This is a genomic window from Nocardia yunnanensis (assembly GCF_003626895.1).
Classification (GTDB): domain Bacteria; phylum Actinomycetota; class Actinomycetes; order Mycobacteriales; family Mycobacteriaceae; genus Nocardia; species Nocardia yunnanensis.
In genome coordinates this window covers 7775701-7790329 of the sequence record NZ_CP032568.1, presented here as the reverse complement: position 1 = coordinate 7790329, position 14629 = coordinate 7775701, and the positions used below count along the sequence as shown (strand labels likewise).

Genomic DNA, 14629 nt, shown 5'->3' with positions numbered 1-14629 from the left:
AGTGCGTTCAGCAGGACGATGGAGCCGCTGCTGCCTCGCGCTACCACTCTCGGCGCACCGCGGCCTTGGGGCCGGCCACCAAGCTCCTGGCTGGCACGTCCTCGGCCACGACTGCACCTGCGGCGACCACGGCGTCACGTCCGATGCTGACCCCGGGCAGGATCATCGCCCCGGCACCGATCCAGACGTTCTCCGCCACATTGATCGGTGCACCGGTGAGGAATCGGCGCCGCTCCTGCGGGTCTACCGGGTGGCCGATGGTGATGAAGGTGGCCTTCGGGCCGACCATCACACCCCTGCTCAACCGGATACCGACGTAGTCCAGGAAAGTACACCCCTGATTGATGAACACGCGCTCGGCCAAGTCGAGGTGCAGTCCATGGTCGGTGTAGAAGGGCGGGAATCCGTACTCCTGCTGGGAGAGGGCGGCCCAGGATCTGTTCGAGCAGGGCTGCCTTTCCGGTCTCCTCGTCGAAGGGCAGGATGTTGAGACGGGAGGTCAACTCCGTGACCTGCATAACCCGCTCGTGCGTCGCTGTGAACTCGGCCCCGAGAACCCGTTCGCCCCGGGCAAGGAGCGCGGCATCGTGGATGAGCATGAGATTGTCGCTCGCCATCCCGCCATACTCGCGCATCTGACCGACGACTGGATACTCGGTCATCGGTGTGTCCGGATGTTCTGCGACACAGTCGATCTCGCAGGACGGAACGCCCGCGCAGCGGCGATAGAGGATGTTCGCAGTGGCGGCCTGACAGCTGGCCGGGCTCGACGGGCCGCACCGGTCACCGTGTTGAAACGTGGTTGGCTGGGCGGTCTTTCGGCAGTAGCATCCGCGCGTGGTCGTCGAATGGGACGAAGCGCAGTTGATCGCTGTCGGGTTCGAGCACGTAGTGATCGAGTTGGAATGGTATAACGGGCCGCGCTCCGGCGTTGCCCAGATCGGCGGGCGGCCACACTATTTCGATCGCGGAGACTGCGATGCCGACGATGCCGGAGCCGCGGAGTTCCGGGTGTGGCCAGCCAGCGAGGAGGCGGTCGCGTGGGAGTTCGAGCAATGGGCGGCCTTCGTCGACTGGGATCAGCGCTATCGGGCTGGAACAGCGGGGACGGATAGCCATCCGGGCTACCGCGGTATCGACGCTCGGTACGACAAACCGACCGACCTGCGCGAGCCGCACCGCCAGGGGCCGCCTCGAGGAGGACAAAAACTCTTGGGCGAGTGGAGGTCGACAGCGGGGATCGTTACCGCGTCGAGGGCACCGATGTCTGGCTCCGGTGGAAATCGCGGTGACGGCCGTGGGGGGCACGCCTGGGTGAAGCCGAGCACCCACGATCACGAGGAACGGCCCCCGGTGCGGCCGGTGCTCCGGTCGTAACGCCCCTGGGTCTGCATCCGATGATCGGATAACTCACGGGAGGAGTTCGAATGAGAAGAACGACAGTCGTCGCCTCACGAGTCGCGGTCGCGGCCGTGTCGGTTCTGGGCTTTGCGGCGGTAATCGGTTCCGGGACAGCCCAAGCCTCCCCGCAGGACTGTGTCGTCACTCGGGACCTGTTCGGCGCGACAGCGACATGCCACGACGCAGACGCACCAGCTGGCCGGGAGTACGCCTTGATCGTGGAATGCGTCGGCCTGCACGGTATACCGGACGCTTTTCCGTTCATGGCCATCGGTCCTTACCGGGGTTCGTGGAGCGGCTCCTTCGCTCCGACCGGTCAGGGCACGGCCACGTGCTTGGGTCCCACCAGTATCGGAACAGCCACCAACGCTTACGTGGCGATATACCGCGACTGATCAGCTCGCGGCGTCATCCTCTCGTCGGCAATGCAGGATGTTCTGCCGTGGCGGTGAGCCATGCGCTCTGCGGTTCGTGTCTGGCTTCGGTGAGTTGTCCGTACAGGGCCATCGTGAGGGATGGGTACTTCCTCCGACCTGGATGTCTCGTTCGCTGGTGATGATCTCGTGCTGCGGCTGGCGTCGCTCGCGTACCTGGCACGGTTCTCCATCGTTTCGCGAGTCCATACGAGATCGGATCTGCGCCTTTACTTTTCGTGGTGCACCGAGCGGGAACTGAATCCCCTGGCGGTGACGCGGACCGAGGTCGAGCACTACTCGATGTGGATGCGGGAGACGCGCCACTTCAAACCCGCCACCATCGCCCGCCGTCTGGCGGTCGTGGCGGGGTTCTACCGCCCTTGCGTGATCGACGGCTTGCTCGACCACTCGCCCGCCGAATACGTGCGCCGGCCGCGCGTGTCGAACGAGTCTCCGACACTGGGACTTTCACACCTCCAGTTCGAGGCCCTGCTGGTCGCCTCCCGAGACTCGGACAACCCGCCGGATTTCGCGCTGGTCGCCATGCTCGGACTCCTCGGTCTGCGTATCAGTGAGGCATGCCGTTGTGATGTCACCGATCTCGGTGAGGAACACGGCCATCGCGTCCTGCATGTCCTCGGCAGGGGCTCGAAGATCGCGTTGATTCCGTTGCCGCCCGCAGGAAGGCGGATGGACCGCCACTGCGCCACCCGGCGCTTGCGGCGACTGGCGGACGTCTCGGTCGTCCGGCTACCGCGTATGCATCCCCACATGCTGCGTCACACCTTCGTCACCACCATGCTCGACGCCGGAGTCGACCTGCGCGACGTACAGATCGCCGCCCGCCACGCCGACCCCCGCACCACCATGCGCTACGACCGCGCCCGCACCAACCTCGACCGCCACCCCAACTACATCCTCGCGGCGTTCATGGCCTCGGCCACATGACATCTCAACATCCTGCATTGCCGATGAGCGAGCATTCTCGCTGAGGCGCGCATTTGGAATGTGATTCTTGTGGCGCAACACATCTCACGATCGGTACGGAATTCCGTTCACCGCACGGCCCGCCTCTGCAGGCCCTGCCGTGAACGTGCAGAGTTTCCCCTTACCACCGAGAGGAACCGCTAACAGCCAGCACCCTACCCAAGATCGACGATCTTGAGCCAAAGTCAGCTAAGGTGACGGAATGGTCATGCGGGTGGCGGTTCCCGTGCTGCCGTGCCGAGATGTGCAGGCAGCGCGGTCGTACTTCACGGACGTGCTCGGATTCGACACCATATTCACCTGGGAGACCCCACCTAGCTACGCGGCCGTGATCCGCGACACCGCCGAGTTCCACCTATACGCCGAAAGCAGCGTCGGCCCGGCCAGGGTGGTGGTTGTCGTCGACGACGTCGATTCCTGCCACGACGAGCTGCGCGCCCGCGGCGCCGACATCGTCGAGCCACTGGCTGACCGGCCCTACGGGATGCGCGACTTCAACGTACGGACACCCGATGGGCACTTGTTGATCTTTAGCCAGCCGCTTACCGAGTACGGGTGACCATCAGCGGACCAGCTGGAAGAATGACCGGACCTCGTCGACGAACAACGCCCGGCTTGTCGTTGAAGCCGTAACCGGGAAGCGATGGGCAGACCCCTAGGACCGGCCGGCTTAGTGCGCAGATTTTCGCCGTTCACACGACGAAACCGCAGCTCAACAGCCAGCACCCTACCCAAGATCAGCGATCTTGAGCAAAGTCAGGTTACCTGCCGTTTTTGTTGCGGCGCGGCCGATTTCGTGCAGGGCGGGTTCATCAGCGAAGCCGAACGCGTGCCCGCACTCCTCGCCCACGTCGTGACCCGCGCCGTCGAACCCCGCGTCACCCAGGTCGAACACGTCCTGCACCAGCTCATCGAGCGCGGCGCGGTCCGCGCCGATATCGTTGCGCGGTTCGAAGCGGTCACGCTGTGCGGCTGGATGATTGATGAGCGGTGGTCGTCACGGACGCAATGCTTCGCTGGCCATACTTCGCTATAGCCGCTCTGAGCTGGAGTGCTTGCTGACGGCAACTCCAATGGTTCGAACCTGCGATATGCGACCTGGGGTTTTGCGTTGCCACCAGATTTCCGCCGATTCAAAAACCACGCCCGTGCGGCAGGAATGCTGGTTCCTGATGGCGCCCCCGGGTGGGGATCTATGCGGATGGGAATAGGACCGACCAGCACCTTCTTGCTGGTCGGTTGGTGATCGCGGCTGACTTTGCGCTTTGATATGTGGGGCCGCTTCGGTTCAGGAGGTTTGGGGCAGGCTCGCGAGAACGGCTTTGCCTGCCTGTTCGCCGGATTCGGCGGCGTCGGCGAGGGAAGGTAATTCGAGCTGGTAGTCGCCGGCGAGGTAGATGTTGCCGAGTGGGGCGCGCAGGGCCGGGAGGGAGGTCTTTCGACCGGCTGCCCAGAAGGGCACTACCCGATGGTGGCGGCGCACGATGCCCTCGCCTAGCTTGCCTTCGAGTTCGGGGAAGACTGTGAGCAGGTCCTTTGTGAAGCGGGAGACGACTTCCTCGTCGGACAGGGCGAACAGGGCGTCGGCGTGCGCGCCACCCGCGAAACACGCAAGTGCGCCACCGGGTTTGCGGTCGTCGCCGGTGCGCATGGCCGCGGCGTGGTTGAACATCGCCTGGAAGGACAGCTGTGGGGTCGAGACGCCGAAGTACTTGTCCCAGCGTTGCGGGCCGACCTCGGCGGTGAAGAATCCGACGACCAGGTATTCGAAGGAACCAGGCCGTAGGGTGCGACGCACGGTTTGGCCGAAGTGGATCTACTACGTCCGGCGGCGCCTCCGGATCAGCGGGAACGTCAGGCGAGCCGACTCGTGATCGCCTGTCGCCCTTGTTGATTGACCTACCCGCGAAATGTCGGGTCCGGGCGTTGTTCACGATCCGACTTGTCGATCGACTGCTTGTGGAAGTGGACGTGATCCGTGCCATGTGGGAGGGTTCTGAGACGCACTGGTGTAGAGGCCATGGCGAGGAACGATGGTCGGCGTCCAACGGAGAACGCAGAGTACACGGACCGATAGGGTTGTTATCGATGAGTGCGCCGGGTGATCGTCAGCTTCCCGAAAAGATCCGTGTGCGAATGGCATTCGGTCCGGAAACGTACGCGGTACTGCGTTTCTTCGGGATCATCGCCGCCGTGTTCGGCGCGATCGGCGCCGCGTTCGGTCTGTTCTGGCATGCCGACGACGACCATCTCGTCGCGTACGCCTTCTTTTTCCTGGCCGCTGGGCTGGTCGTCATCATGCTCCTACGCGTCGCATTGATCGGAATGCGGCTGACCACAATGTGGGTGCGGCCCGACGGCATCGAATACGCCCACGGCCTGCAGCCGTGGTCGAACATCGCGTCGGTGTCGATGGGAACCCTGGCGATGATCGAAACCCAGCAGTACTCCGACCACGAGATGCGGCGGAAATACCGGCAGGTCCTTTTGGTAGAACGCAAAGACGTACCGATCCGCTACGTCCACGCCAAAGGCCGGATGCAAGCAGCCCTGGCGAATCCGTATCCAATCCCCTACCCCGACGGCGACCGCCAGCCACCCTGGTCCGAGGTGTTCGACTACATCGCGGCGGTCGCGCCGGAGGTGAGGCTCGGTGACCGCCGTCTAGGCGATTGGGAAGACCACGAGCGGCGCCGCCACGACTAACCACTCGCTCCCACACTCGGTTCAGCAGCCGACACAGCTCCGTCCACCGATAACCATCAGCAGTCCATCCATTCCACACCTGATCCGACGGGCACCGGCACCGGGGATCGGTCCGAATCGTTCAGCACCTCGTGTCCCAGCAGGACCGCCCAATAGTGGTCCGCAACACGGTGCAACGGGTGCGGCGCCTTCCGAGGCAACCAGAGTCTGCCGAATCGTGTCCGCCGATACCGCATGCCCGACCCATGCTCCGCCTGCCACGCGCCTCGCCGGCTCCGCGGTCCCCAAGCCGGACGATCACCACGACCGGAGACACCCATCGAGATCGACAGCCGCGCACGAGTATCCGGAAATGCCGCTGATCGCTCGTCGAAACGGTTGACTCGGGGGCCAACGTCGGTGGGCTGCCGACGTTGGCCGGGGATGCGATGTGGTGCCGAGTGGGACATCAGCAGGACTCGTACGTGTACAAGGCTGTCACCTTCACAGAAGACCGACCTGCGCGCATAACGGAGGTATGGCCGATAGCAACGTTCCCCGGGATTCTTCGTCCCCCGCTCGCGGAGGAGGCCGTCGACGGCAGCCGCTGGAGGCGGAGTTCGAGATCGTGGTCGCTGAAGGTCTCGACGGTGAGGTGCTGGCGCGACGCCAAGCCGAGGTGTTGTGGGAGATCACCAGATGGCAGGCGTCGCGACAGAAGTAGTGCATCCGAACTGATCGAACGCCCCATCGTGACCCGGTAGTCTCAACGCTGCGGGCCTCCGGGTGCTTTGCGGTTACTCAGGGCGAAATCGGCTTCGATGACCAGTCGACCAGCAAGAAGATGCTGGTCGGTCCTGTTCCCATCCATGTCGTGCCCCGCCGGGGGCGCTCACCAGGCTTGACCTTTACCCAGGTCAGGCCGGGTACCCACGCCAAGTACCCACCCGCCGAAACAGAGAAACCCCAGGTCGCCGGTCGCGGGTTCGCATCATCCAGGGGTTGCTGATAGCTAGCACCCCAGCTCAAGGCACCTATAGAGCAGGATAGCCTGCTGGCAGATCACAACCTCCAAGAATGGCCTAGGGCGAGAGGAGGATGACGGTGGTTAGGTGCGCGCCGCAGCGGCTCCGCGCTAGGAACGTCCCCCGACCAGCCAAGCACCTCGGCCAAGGGAGTATTTCGTGGCGTAGTCGATCACCGCGCAGATCCACCCGATCGCGCCATCGATCCGTCTCGAATTCGGTGAAATCGGTCCGCCCCACCCGATTTGCGAAAGGCAAGTAACGGAATACCTAGCGCCACAGTCTCGCCCCGTTTCTCGAACACCGCTCGCGCCAAACCTGCCGAACTGTCCTGCGCCGCAGCGACGACCCGCTTCACCGCAGCGGGCCCGACGTCGGGAGTATCCACCGGCATGACCGCCGCGAATCGGGTGGTGCCAGCAAGCGAGGCAGCCGATTTCGTGCCTGGATCACCGAGTTGCGGGAGGCCCACCACGCCGACGAGACCGGCACGCAGGGAGGCGCTCACTCCGATCGCCCAGTCCGGGGCCCAAATGGGTTGCGCGCCTTCTGGAATGGGTATGCCCGAGGATCGCGAGACAATCCAGGATGTGGGCGAGACTCGATGAGGGCCCGGTCTCTCCGAGCGACGACCCCCGGTCACATTCCCTGCCGCGGAGCGCGTCGACCGCAGCCCGCAACCAGGACCCGTTCTCGGCCAGCACCTTCGGCATGCCGTAGCGGGTTCCCGCGCCCGCGGCCAAAACGATTCCGGCACAGGGTTCGGCGGGCATCGATCAGACCAGCGCGCGGATCGGTCCCTCGGAGTCGGCCAGCGGTAGCGTCGTCGCGCGGGTGCGGGCCGCGATGATCTCCGCGGCGATGGACACCGCTGTCTCCTCCGGAGTACTCGCACCAAGATCGAGACCGATCGGTGAGTGCAGGCGGGAAAGCTCGTGCTCATCGAGTCCAGCGGCGCGCAGTCGCCGCATCCGGTCGTCGTGGGTCCGGCGCGAACCGAGTGCGCCGACGTATCCGGCCCTGCCGCGGAGGGCGAGTTCGAGGGCGGGGACGTCGAATTTGGCGTCGTGGGTGAGCACGCAGATCACCGTGCGCTCGTCGATCTCGTGCTCCGCGAGATATCGGTGCGGCCATTGCACGACGACGTCGTCGGCATCGGGGAAGCGGTCCGGTGTGGCGAAGACGGCGCGGGCATCGCAGACGGTCACGTGGTAGCCGAGGAACTTGCCGATGCGGGCCAGCGCGGAGGCGTAGTCGATGGCGCCGAACACCAGCATTCGCGGTGGCGCTGACCAGCATTCGATGAAGATCCGATGGTCGCGATCACCGCTCGGGTCCCGGATCTCACGCAGGCCGGTCTTACCCTGCGCGAGCATCGCACGCGCGGCGTGCGCGATGCGGTAATCGAGGACGGTGTCCCCGGTACTGCCCTCGAAGTCACCGGCACTGCCCTCGAAGTGGGTGGGGCATACCGCGATCATCGCTCCGGTACTCAGCACCCGTGCCACCGCGACGGACGTGCCGGCCCCGGCGGCACGCAGCGCGGTCGCCAACACGGCGTCGCGGTGCGGATCGCATCGCTGCACGTGGACCTCGATGACGCCGCCGCAGGTCAGGCCGACAGCGAAGGGGTCGTCCGGATCGTGGTCGTAGGTGTGCTGGATCGGCTCGCCGGTGCGCAGCACCTCCAGCGCACTGTCGTGCAGGGTGCCTTCGAGGCAGCCACCGGAGACGCTGCCCAGCGTGGTGCCGTCGGCGCGCACCGCGAGCGCGGCCCCGGGACCGCGTGGTGCGCTACCGCGCACGCCGATCACCGAGGCGACGGCGAACGGCTCGCCCGCGTCCATCCACTCCAGCATCTGTTCGGCGATGTCGCGCATCGCTACCTCCTTGTTCCTTCGCTGTTTTCCTCATCGGACGGCGACGGTCGACCGCGATGCGTCGTTCGTGACCACGCGCACAGAACGAGCCCAGTCCGGGACGGTTTCGGGTTCGTTGACCAACCGCCAGATCCGGTCACGCGAGAACGGCGTCTCGCAAGGGCGGATGCCGATCGCCCGGCGAATCGCGTTTCCCAGGGCGGCCGGCACCGGGTTGTAGGGGCTTTCGCTCATCGACTTCGCCCCGAACGGCCCGAGTTCGTCGAAGGTTTTCGCGAAGTGGATCTCGGTCTCGGGCACGTCGTTCATCTGCGGAATCCGATAGGCGCGCAACACCGGAGTGAGCAGGACACCCCGCTCGTCGACCATGACCTCTTCGTACATCGCGGTGCCGAGCGCCTGGGCGATACCGCCTTCCACCTGGCCACGGCATTGTTCAGGATTCAGCACGGTGCCCGCATCGGCGGCGTGCACCGAGTGCAGGATTCGCACCGTGCCGGTGCGCATATCGACCGCAACCCGAAAGCCGTGCACGTTCCACGCCAGCGATCGGAACTCGCCCAGCTCCTCGCCGCGCGCGAACGCGGCGTCGCCATCACGGTTCGCCTCGGGGCAGGCCTCGATGACCTCGCCGAAGTCGAGAACCCTTGCGGGCGTGCGGATACCGTCGGCGAACAGGGCACAGTCGACCGGGTCGGTCCCGGTGAGCTCGGCCGCGACACCCAACAGCAGTTCACGCAGCGCGATGGCGGCGGCGTGCAAAGCCTTGCCGGCCACCGTGATTCCCGCCGAGGCGAAGGCTCCGGTGTCGTAGGTCGCGCCGTCGGTGTCGGCGTTGGTGAGCACCACCCGCCCCGGTTCGGTCGACATATCGGTGGCGACGATCTGCGTGTGGACATTGGTGGTGCCGTTGCCGAACTCGCAGGTCCCCACGGCGGCGGTGTAGATTCCGTCCGGGGTCACCGACAGCCTGGTCTTGGAGACGTGTCCGAACGGGGCCATGGTCGCGATCATCGCGATCGCCATCCCCTCGCCCACCCGCCAGTGCGGGCCTTCCGGGGCGGGCGCCCCGTTGCCCGACTCCAGGCCACGCTGCACCAGATCCAGGCATTGGTCGAGGCCGTAGCTGCCGTAGATCAGACCCGCGTCTGCTGGGTGCGCTTCGATCAGCGGGTCGCCGTCGCCGACGATATTGATCCGCCGCAGCTCGAACGGATTCATGTCCAGCGCGAGGGCGAGTTCGTCCATCGCCGACTCGATGCCGAGAATCACTTGGCCCAGACCGTAGCCGCGGAACGCGCCGGAGGGCAGGTTGTTGGTGTAAACCATCTCGGCGTCAACGCGTTTCACCGGTGCCCGATACACGCTCAGCGATTCGGCGCACGCGTGGAACAGCACGCCGGGACCGTGATTGCCGTAGGCGCCGGTGTCGGCGAGCACGTCGAGCCGAATCGCGGTGAGCCGGCCGCCGCGGTCGGCCCCGAGCGTGACCCGCACCCGGAACGGGTGGCGCACCGAGGTGCGCGCGAACTCGTCGGCCCGGCTCATCTCGTAGATCGCCGGTTTGCGGGTGCGCAGCACCACGAGCGCCACCAGATCCTCGGTCAGCATCTCCTGTTTGCCGCCGAACCCGCCGCCCACCCGCTTGGTGAACACCCGCACCCGGTCCTCTGACAATTCGAGCAACCGGCACAGGCAGCGCCGGGTGAGGAAGGGAACCTGGGAGCTGGTGCGGATCACCAATCGCCCGTCCTCGTCCAACCAGCCGATGCTGCCGTGGGTTTCGAGCTGCATGTGCGAGACCCGCTGGGTACGCCATTCACCCGACACCGTGACCTCGGAGTCGGCCAGCGCCCGATCGATGTCACCGCCCATGCCGTCGTGGATGGCGGCCACCACATTTCGCGCGGGATCCAGCGGCAGCTCCTCCGCGGGCTGATCGGCGTCCAGCAGTTCCGGATGCACCAGCGGCGCGCCCGGTGTCCGGGCGAGCTCGGGATCGTGCACCGAGGGCAGCACCTCGTAGGTGACCTTGATCAGGCGGCACGCCTGCTCGGCGGCGGCCGCCGAGCTTGCCGCCACCGCCGCGACGCGTTGTCCCCGGAAGCGCACCACATCGTCGAAGATCCTGGTGTCGTGCGGATCGTCTGTACGGCGTTCGTGCTGTCCGGTGGAGTAGCGGGTCTTCGGCACATTGCGGTGGTCGAGGATCAACGCGACGCCGGGGACCCGTTCGGCCGCACGGGTGTCGAGGGCGAGGATGCGCGCATGCGCATGCTCGGAGCCGAGCACTCGAATATGCAGTGCGCCAGGGATATCCACGTCGAAGGTGTACGGTTCGGTTCCGGTGACGACCCGCTCGGACGCCGGTGGATGCGGCGACGATCCGACCACGGATCGCCGGTTGTCCGACATAACGGATCCCGAACCACCTGCACCGCAATGTGTTTCGTCACCACCCCCGCATTCCGCAGCCTTGGCGACGCCCTGTCGGATAGCCTGCCGGATCGACCGGTAACCCGTGCAGCGGCACAGACTGCCTTTCATCAGGCGGTGCATATCACCGAGCTGGTCCCCGGTCAGGGTCGACGCGGTGACGATCATCCCGGCGGTGCAGAAACCACATTGGAAGCCGAAGTTGTCCACGAAGGACCGTTGCATCGGATGCAGATCCTCGACAGTGCCCAGACCCGACACCGTGGTGACCGACCGCCCCTCGATCCGCTGCGCTGGATAGATGCACGAATGCACCGGCTTCCCGTCGACCAGCACCGCGCACGCGCCGCAATCGCCTGCGTCACAACCCTTCTTGACCTCGAAGTGCCCTTGATCGCGCAGGAACGTGCGCAGGCACTGACCGGCGCGCGGGGTGGCGGCACAGGGCTCACCGTTGATGTTCAGCTCCATGGCAGCAACTCCTGTCGGATCTCCTCGAGCAGCACTCCGCTGACGGCGCGCCGCCAGTCGGCGCTGCCCAGCGGATCGGTGTAATAGCCGTCCGCGTCGCGGCCGTCCGTACGCAGTTCGGCGGCCGAGGGCAGGGCGCGATAGCGCAGCACCACCGGCCGCGCGGTGGCCGCGGTGATGGTGAACACCGCGGTGCCGGATTCGTCCACCCGGCCGGTGAGCACCGCGGCGCTGCGGCCGATCTCGGCGAGGGCGATCTTGCGGAAGCCGGTGTTGGCGCGCAGCGCGTGGACGGGAATATCGATGCACCGCAATACATCTCCGCGTCGCAGCAGGCTGGTCCCGTTCCCGGTGGGAAGCTCGGCGACCGGCATCGTGTACTGGCCGCCGTTCGCGGTCCACACCAGCGCGGTGGCATCGAGCGCGGCCGCCAGCGACACCATCGACGCGGCGGCGTACGAGCGGGCGATATTGCCCCCGACCGTCATCATGTTCCAGATCTTGAACGAGGCCAGCAGCGCGGTGGCGGCCTGAAAGAAGATCGGATGCGCGGCCCAGCCCTCGCGGCGGCGGATCCGGGACAGTTCGGCGACCGTGCAGGTGCCCGCGATGCGCAGCCCCTCGGGCGTCTCCTCGATCGACGGCCAGCCCATCGCGCCCAGGTCGACCAGACCGGTGGTGTGCACCTGCGGCTCGGAGTACAGCCAGGTGCCACCGCCGAGGAACGCCTCACCCGGCGCCAGGACCAGATCCTCGCGCGTGCGTGCCGGTCGCCAGCGCTCGATGGTGTTCAAGTCCATTCGCTATGTCGCCCTCCGTGACAGGCCGCCCGCTGCGGCGTTAGACGTGCCCAGTACAGCGCCGGAACCGCACCGCCCGACACCACCGCCGCATCCGAACTGCGCGAGCCGACCTTGGATGATCAACCAAACCGGCCGGTACTGTCTCCGGATGGCCTGCGGCCGTCTGGTATTGGTTGAGCGCGTGCTGGTCGAACAGGTCTTGGAGCTCGCCGACCTCGGCGTGGTCCCACTGTGGGCGCCGAGATCGGCTCTGCGGCGCACCGTGACCGGCGTGACCACCGTCGATGTCGGAAACCCGGCGACCTACCTGTCCGCCGGGGAGATCGTGCTCACCGGATTGGCCTGGTGGCAGCCGCAGCAAGCGGAGTCGGCCGGCGCGTTCGTGGCGGCGGCGCGGGCCGCCGGGACGGTCGCGTTGATCGCGGGCGAAGGAGCGCACGGGCGAATACCGGACGAGTTGGTCGAAGCGTGTCGGCGCCACCAACTCCCGCTGTTCTCGGCACCCCGCACCACGACGTTTCGGGCCGTCGTCGATCGCATCTATCTGCGACTCTGGTCCGACCTGCGCGAATCGGATGGCCCCGCACTGCCGTCCACGGTCATGGATGAACTATCCGAAGCCATCACCACCGACGCGCCACTCGATCACCTCCTCGCCACCGCGGTGGAGCGTCTCGGCCTTCCGCCGCTGGCGCTGGTATCGGCGACCGGCCGCCTCATCGCCGCCAGCGCCCCCGGCTCCGACCTCGGCTCGCGCACCACCAGCGTGGGCGTCGGACCGGCCCCACGATCACCGTTCGACGGCTGGTGGCTGCGCACAGACCGAGCGGTCGGCAGAGGGCAGCAGCCGGTACTCGACGCCCTCGCGGCCCTACTGGCCCGCGCGGCCACCGCCCACCGGAACCGGCTGGATGAGCAGGCTGCTGCCGCGCCCGTACTGTTCGCCGCATTGGCAGCGCAAGACGCACAGGCGATCTCGGCGATCATGCGCGACTTCGGCTTGACGGTCGACGGCGACCTGACGCCCGTGGTCGTGCGTATACCTGGCGTGCCCGCCGAATGGACGGTCGACGCCGTCCATGAACTACTGGCGGGTTCCACGAGCCAGTTCCTGGCCTGCGCGACAGGAACGGGGGAAGCGATCGGCATCACCACCGCCCCCGCCCGGCAGCTCACCGAAACGATTCCCGAGCGCCTGGTGACCATGCGGGATCTGCGTGAAGGCCCCTCGATCGCGGTAGGCATCGGCCCTGCCGCCGACCCAAGCACGCTCGCGGCGGCACTGTCCCGCGCGCACTACGCGGCCGGAGCAGCCGAGCAGTCGCCCGGCACGGGCGCGCGGGTCCGCACGGCCTCGGAGATGACGAGCCTCGACACATTGTTGGAAGGGCTGCCCGTCGCCGTATCGCAAGCGTTCCAGGCCGCAACCATCGGCCCGATCGTCGACTACGACACCGCGAAGGGCGCACGCCTGCTCGAAACACTGCGGACCTTCCTGGACAACGACGCGTCCTGGACCCGCACCGCCGCCGCGATGCATCTGCACGTGAACACCGTCCACTACCGCATCGAACGGATCGAAGCGCTCACCGGCCGCCGCGTGGCAGACCCGCGAGGCCAACTCGATCTACACGCGGCCCTGATGCTGTATCGGCATGCCGCAGAAGGACATTGACATCGCCTGAAGCATCGACCGACCAGCCCTTTTCGCGATATCCGTGATGCGTACGCTGCTGACATGACGGTATCGAGCGCTCGCACCTCGCTCGGTTTCGACATCGACGGCACGGTGAGAGATCTCCACGCCTCTGACCGACTAGCGCCTGCCGCTGCCCCCGGGTGAAATCGGCTTCGATACCCCCCAGTTCCGCCGAACACACTCCGCGAGCAGGCTTCGGAGGTCTTCGAGGGCACCGATTTCGAATCCCGGAGGGACACAAAATAGTTCGATTTGGCTAATCGGCGGCGATGCGGGACTTGCCACGGTGGTAGTAGTCCTCGTCATCGTCCCAAGCTTCATCTTTCGTGTCAGCCTCCGGTCCGTTGGCCGTGACGGGGGGACGTGCGAGCACACCCTCCACTGGCATCGTGGCGGATGGGATCGGGTCAAGACCGAAGTCCGCGTGAACAGCGTCACGCGCTTCGTCGCGGGCCTTCCCGATCAATTCGATGACCGTGGCGACAAGTTGGTCCGGTCGAGCGCGGTGACCAGCTTCGCTCAGGTGCCATCGGTAGACGGTGCCGTCGGCACTGACGTCGACCGACACCGAGTGATCAGCGGACGCCGCGGTGGCGGTCCGGGTCCGCAATGCGATCTGGAAGAGCTCGGCCTCCTCGACCGACAGCCGAGCTGCCCTGGCGAAGTGCAGATCGCTGATCTCCTGCATGTGCGGTCCCCTGCCGATCCGGGCGCTTCAAGATCGCGCCGTGGAGGGTTGAAGTCTGACTGCTGCTATATAGTTTGCGCAAGCACAGACCAGAACGGACATTCGAAACCTGGGTTCTGTTCGGAGATTTCGCGTTTG

General features: G+C 66.2%; 11 protein-coding genes and 2 pseudogenes. 6 read left to right on the top strand and 7 right to left on the bottom strand.

Annotated features, from left to right (window positions below; translation table 11 throughout):
* Positions 1-40 precede the first annotated feature (40 nt).
* Positions 41-364, bottom strand: a complete 324-nt coding sequence (locus tag D7D52_RS38895; protein ID WP_222932751.1) for a DapH/DapD/GlmU-related protein — start codon at positions 362-364, stop codon at positions 41-43.
* A gap of 473 nt (positions 365-837) precedes the next feature.
* Between D7D52_RS38895 and D7D52_RS36730 the strand changes: the two genes are divergently transcribed.
* From D7D52_RS36730 to D7D52_RS36710, 4 genes are all read left to right on the top strand, one after another.
* On the top strand, positions 838-1377 hold the full coding sequence (locus tag D7D52_RS36730; protein ID WP_222932750.1) for a hypothetical protein: 540 nt from the start codon (positions 838-840) through the stop codon (positions 1375-1377).
* 539 nt (positions 1378-1916) lie between these two features.
* On the top strand, positions 1917-2765 hold the full coding sequence (locus D7D52_RS36720) for a tyrosine-type recombinase/integrase (protein WP_222932749.1): 849 nt from the start codon (positions 1917-1919) through the stop codon (positions 2763-2765).
* A 241-nt stretch (positions 2766-3006) separates the two neighbouring features.
* Positions 3007-3363, top strand: a complete 357-nt coding sequence (locus D7D52_RS36715) for a VOC family protein (protein ID WP_120743541.1) — start codon at positions 3007-3009, stop codon at positions 3361-3363.
* 114 nt (positions 3364-3477) lie between these two features.
* Complete coding sequence (locus D7D52_RS36710) at positions 3478-3840, top strand: TetR family transcriptional regulator C-terminal domain-containing protein (RefSeq protein WP_162958840.1); 363 nt, start codon at positions 3478-3480, stop codon at positions 3838-3840.
* Between the two features lie 252 nt (positions 3841-4092).
* Here the strand turns inward: D7D52_RS36710 and D7D52_RS36705 are convergent.
* Positions 4093-4569 (bottom strand): annotated as a pseudogene (locus D7D52_RS36705) (FAD-dependent oxidoreductase); the annotation flags it as partial.
* A gap of 323 nt (positions 4570-4892) precedes the next feature.
* Between D7D52_RS36705 and D7D52_RS36700 the strand changes: the two are divergent.
* Positions 4893-5510, top strand: a complete 618-nt coding sequence (locus D7D52_RS36700; protein ID WP_162958839.1) for a hypothetical protein — start codon at positions 4893-4895, stop codon at positions 5508-5510.
* Between the two features lie 1176 nt (positions 5511-6686).
* Here D7D52_RS36700 and D7D52_RS40525 read toward each other — a convergent pair.
* The 4 genes and pseudogenes from D7D52_RS40525 to D7D52_RS36680 form a co-directional block, all read right to left on the bottom strand.
* Positions 6687-7287: pseudogene (locus tag D7D52_RS40525) on the bottom strand (NTP transferase domain-containing protein).
* 3 nt (positions 7288-7290) lie between these two features.
* The gene (locus D7D52_RS36690) at positions 7291-8394 is read right to left on the bottom strand and encodes an XdhC family protein (RefSeq protein ID WP_120743538.1); all 1104 of its coding nucleotides are present in this window, start codon (positions 8392-8394) and stop codon (positions 7291-7293) included.
* A gap of 30 nt (positions 8395-8424) precedes the next feature.
* Positions 8425-11301 (bottom strand): molybdopterin-dependent oxidoreductase, encoded by a 2877-nt coding sequence (locus D7D52_RS36685; protein ID WP_120743537.1) that lies wholly within the window; start codon positions 11299-11301, stop codon positions 8425-8427.
* Positions 11292-12101, bottom strand: coding sequence for an FAD binding domain-containing protein (locus D7D52_RS36680; protein WP_120743536.1), 810 nt, complete (start codon positions 12099-12101; stop codon positions 11292-11294). The genes D7D52_RS36685 and D7D52_RS36680 overlap by 10 nt, the downstream gene beginning before the upstream one ends.
* On the opposite strand from D7D52_RS36680, the gene D7D52_RS38420 reads away from it, so the two are divergent.
* On the top strand, positions 12085-13779 hold the full coding sequence (locus tag D7D52_RS38420) for a helix-turn-helix domain-containing protein (protein ID WP_162958838.1): 1695 nt from the start codon (positions 12085-12087) through the stop codon (positions 13777-13779). The genes D7D52_RS36680 and D7D52_RS38420 overlap by 17 nt on opposite strands.
* 280 nt (positions 13780-14059) lie before the next feature.
* Here D7D52_RS38420 and D7D52_RS36665 read toward each other — a convergent pair whose 3' ends face one another.
* Entirely contained in the window at positions 14060-14491 is a 432-nt protein-coding gene (locus D7D52_RS36665; RefSeq protein ID WP_120743535.1) for a hypothetical protein, read from the bottom strand.
* Positions 14492-14629: the final 138 nt, after the last annotated feature.

Excerpts from the sequence above, each read along its gene's own strand:
- D7D52_RS36720 (WP_222932749.1), top strand. The coding sequence starts at position 1,917 with ATGGGTACTTCCTCCGACCTGGATGTCTCGTTCGCTGGTGATGATCTC.
- D7D52_RS36715 (WP_120743541.1), top strand. The coding sequence starts at position 3,007 with ATGGTCATGCGGGTGGCGGTTCCCGTGCTGCCGTGCCGAGATGTGCAG.
- D7D52_RS36700 (WP_162958839.1), top strand. The coding sequence starts at position 4,893 with ATGAGTGCGCCGGGTGATCGTCAGCTTCCCGAAAAGATCCGTGTGCGA.
- D7D52_RS36690 (WP_120743538.1), bottom strand. The coding sequence starts at position 8,394 with ATGCGCGACATCGCCGAACAGATGCTGGAGTGGATGGACGCGGGCGAG.
- D7D52_RS36685 (WP_120743537.1), bottom strand. The coding sequence starts at position 11,301 with ATGGAGCTGAACATCAACGGTGAGCCCTGTGCCGCCACCCCGCGCGCC.
- D7D52_RS38420 (WP_162958838.1), top strand. The coding sequence starts at position 12,085 with ATGGTGTTCAAGTCCATTCGCTATGTCGCCCTCCGTGACAGGCCGCCC.
- D7D52_RS36680 (WP_120743536.1), bottom strand. The coding sequence starts at position 12,101 with ATGGACTTGAACACCATCGAGCGCTGGCGACCGGCACGCACGCGCGAG.
- D7D52_RS36665 (WP_120743535.1), bottom strand. The coding sequence starts at position 14,491 with ATGCAGGAGATCAGCGATCTGCACTTCGCCAGGGCAGCTCGGCTGTCG.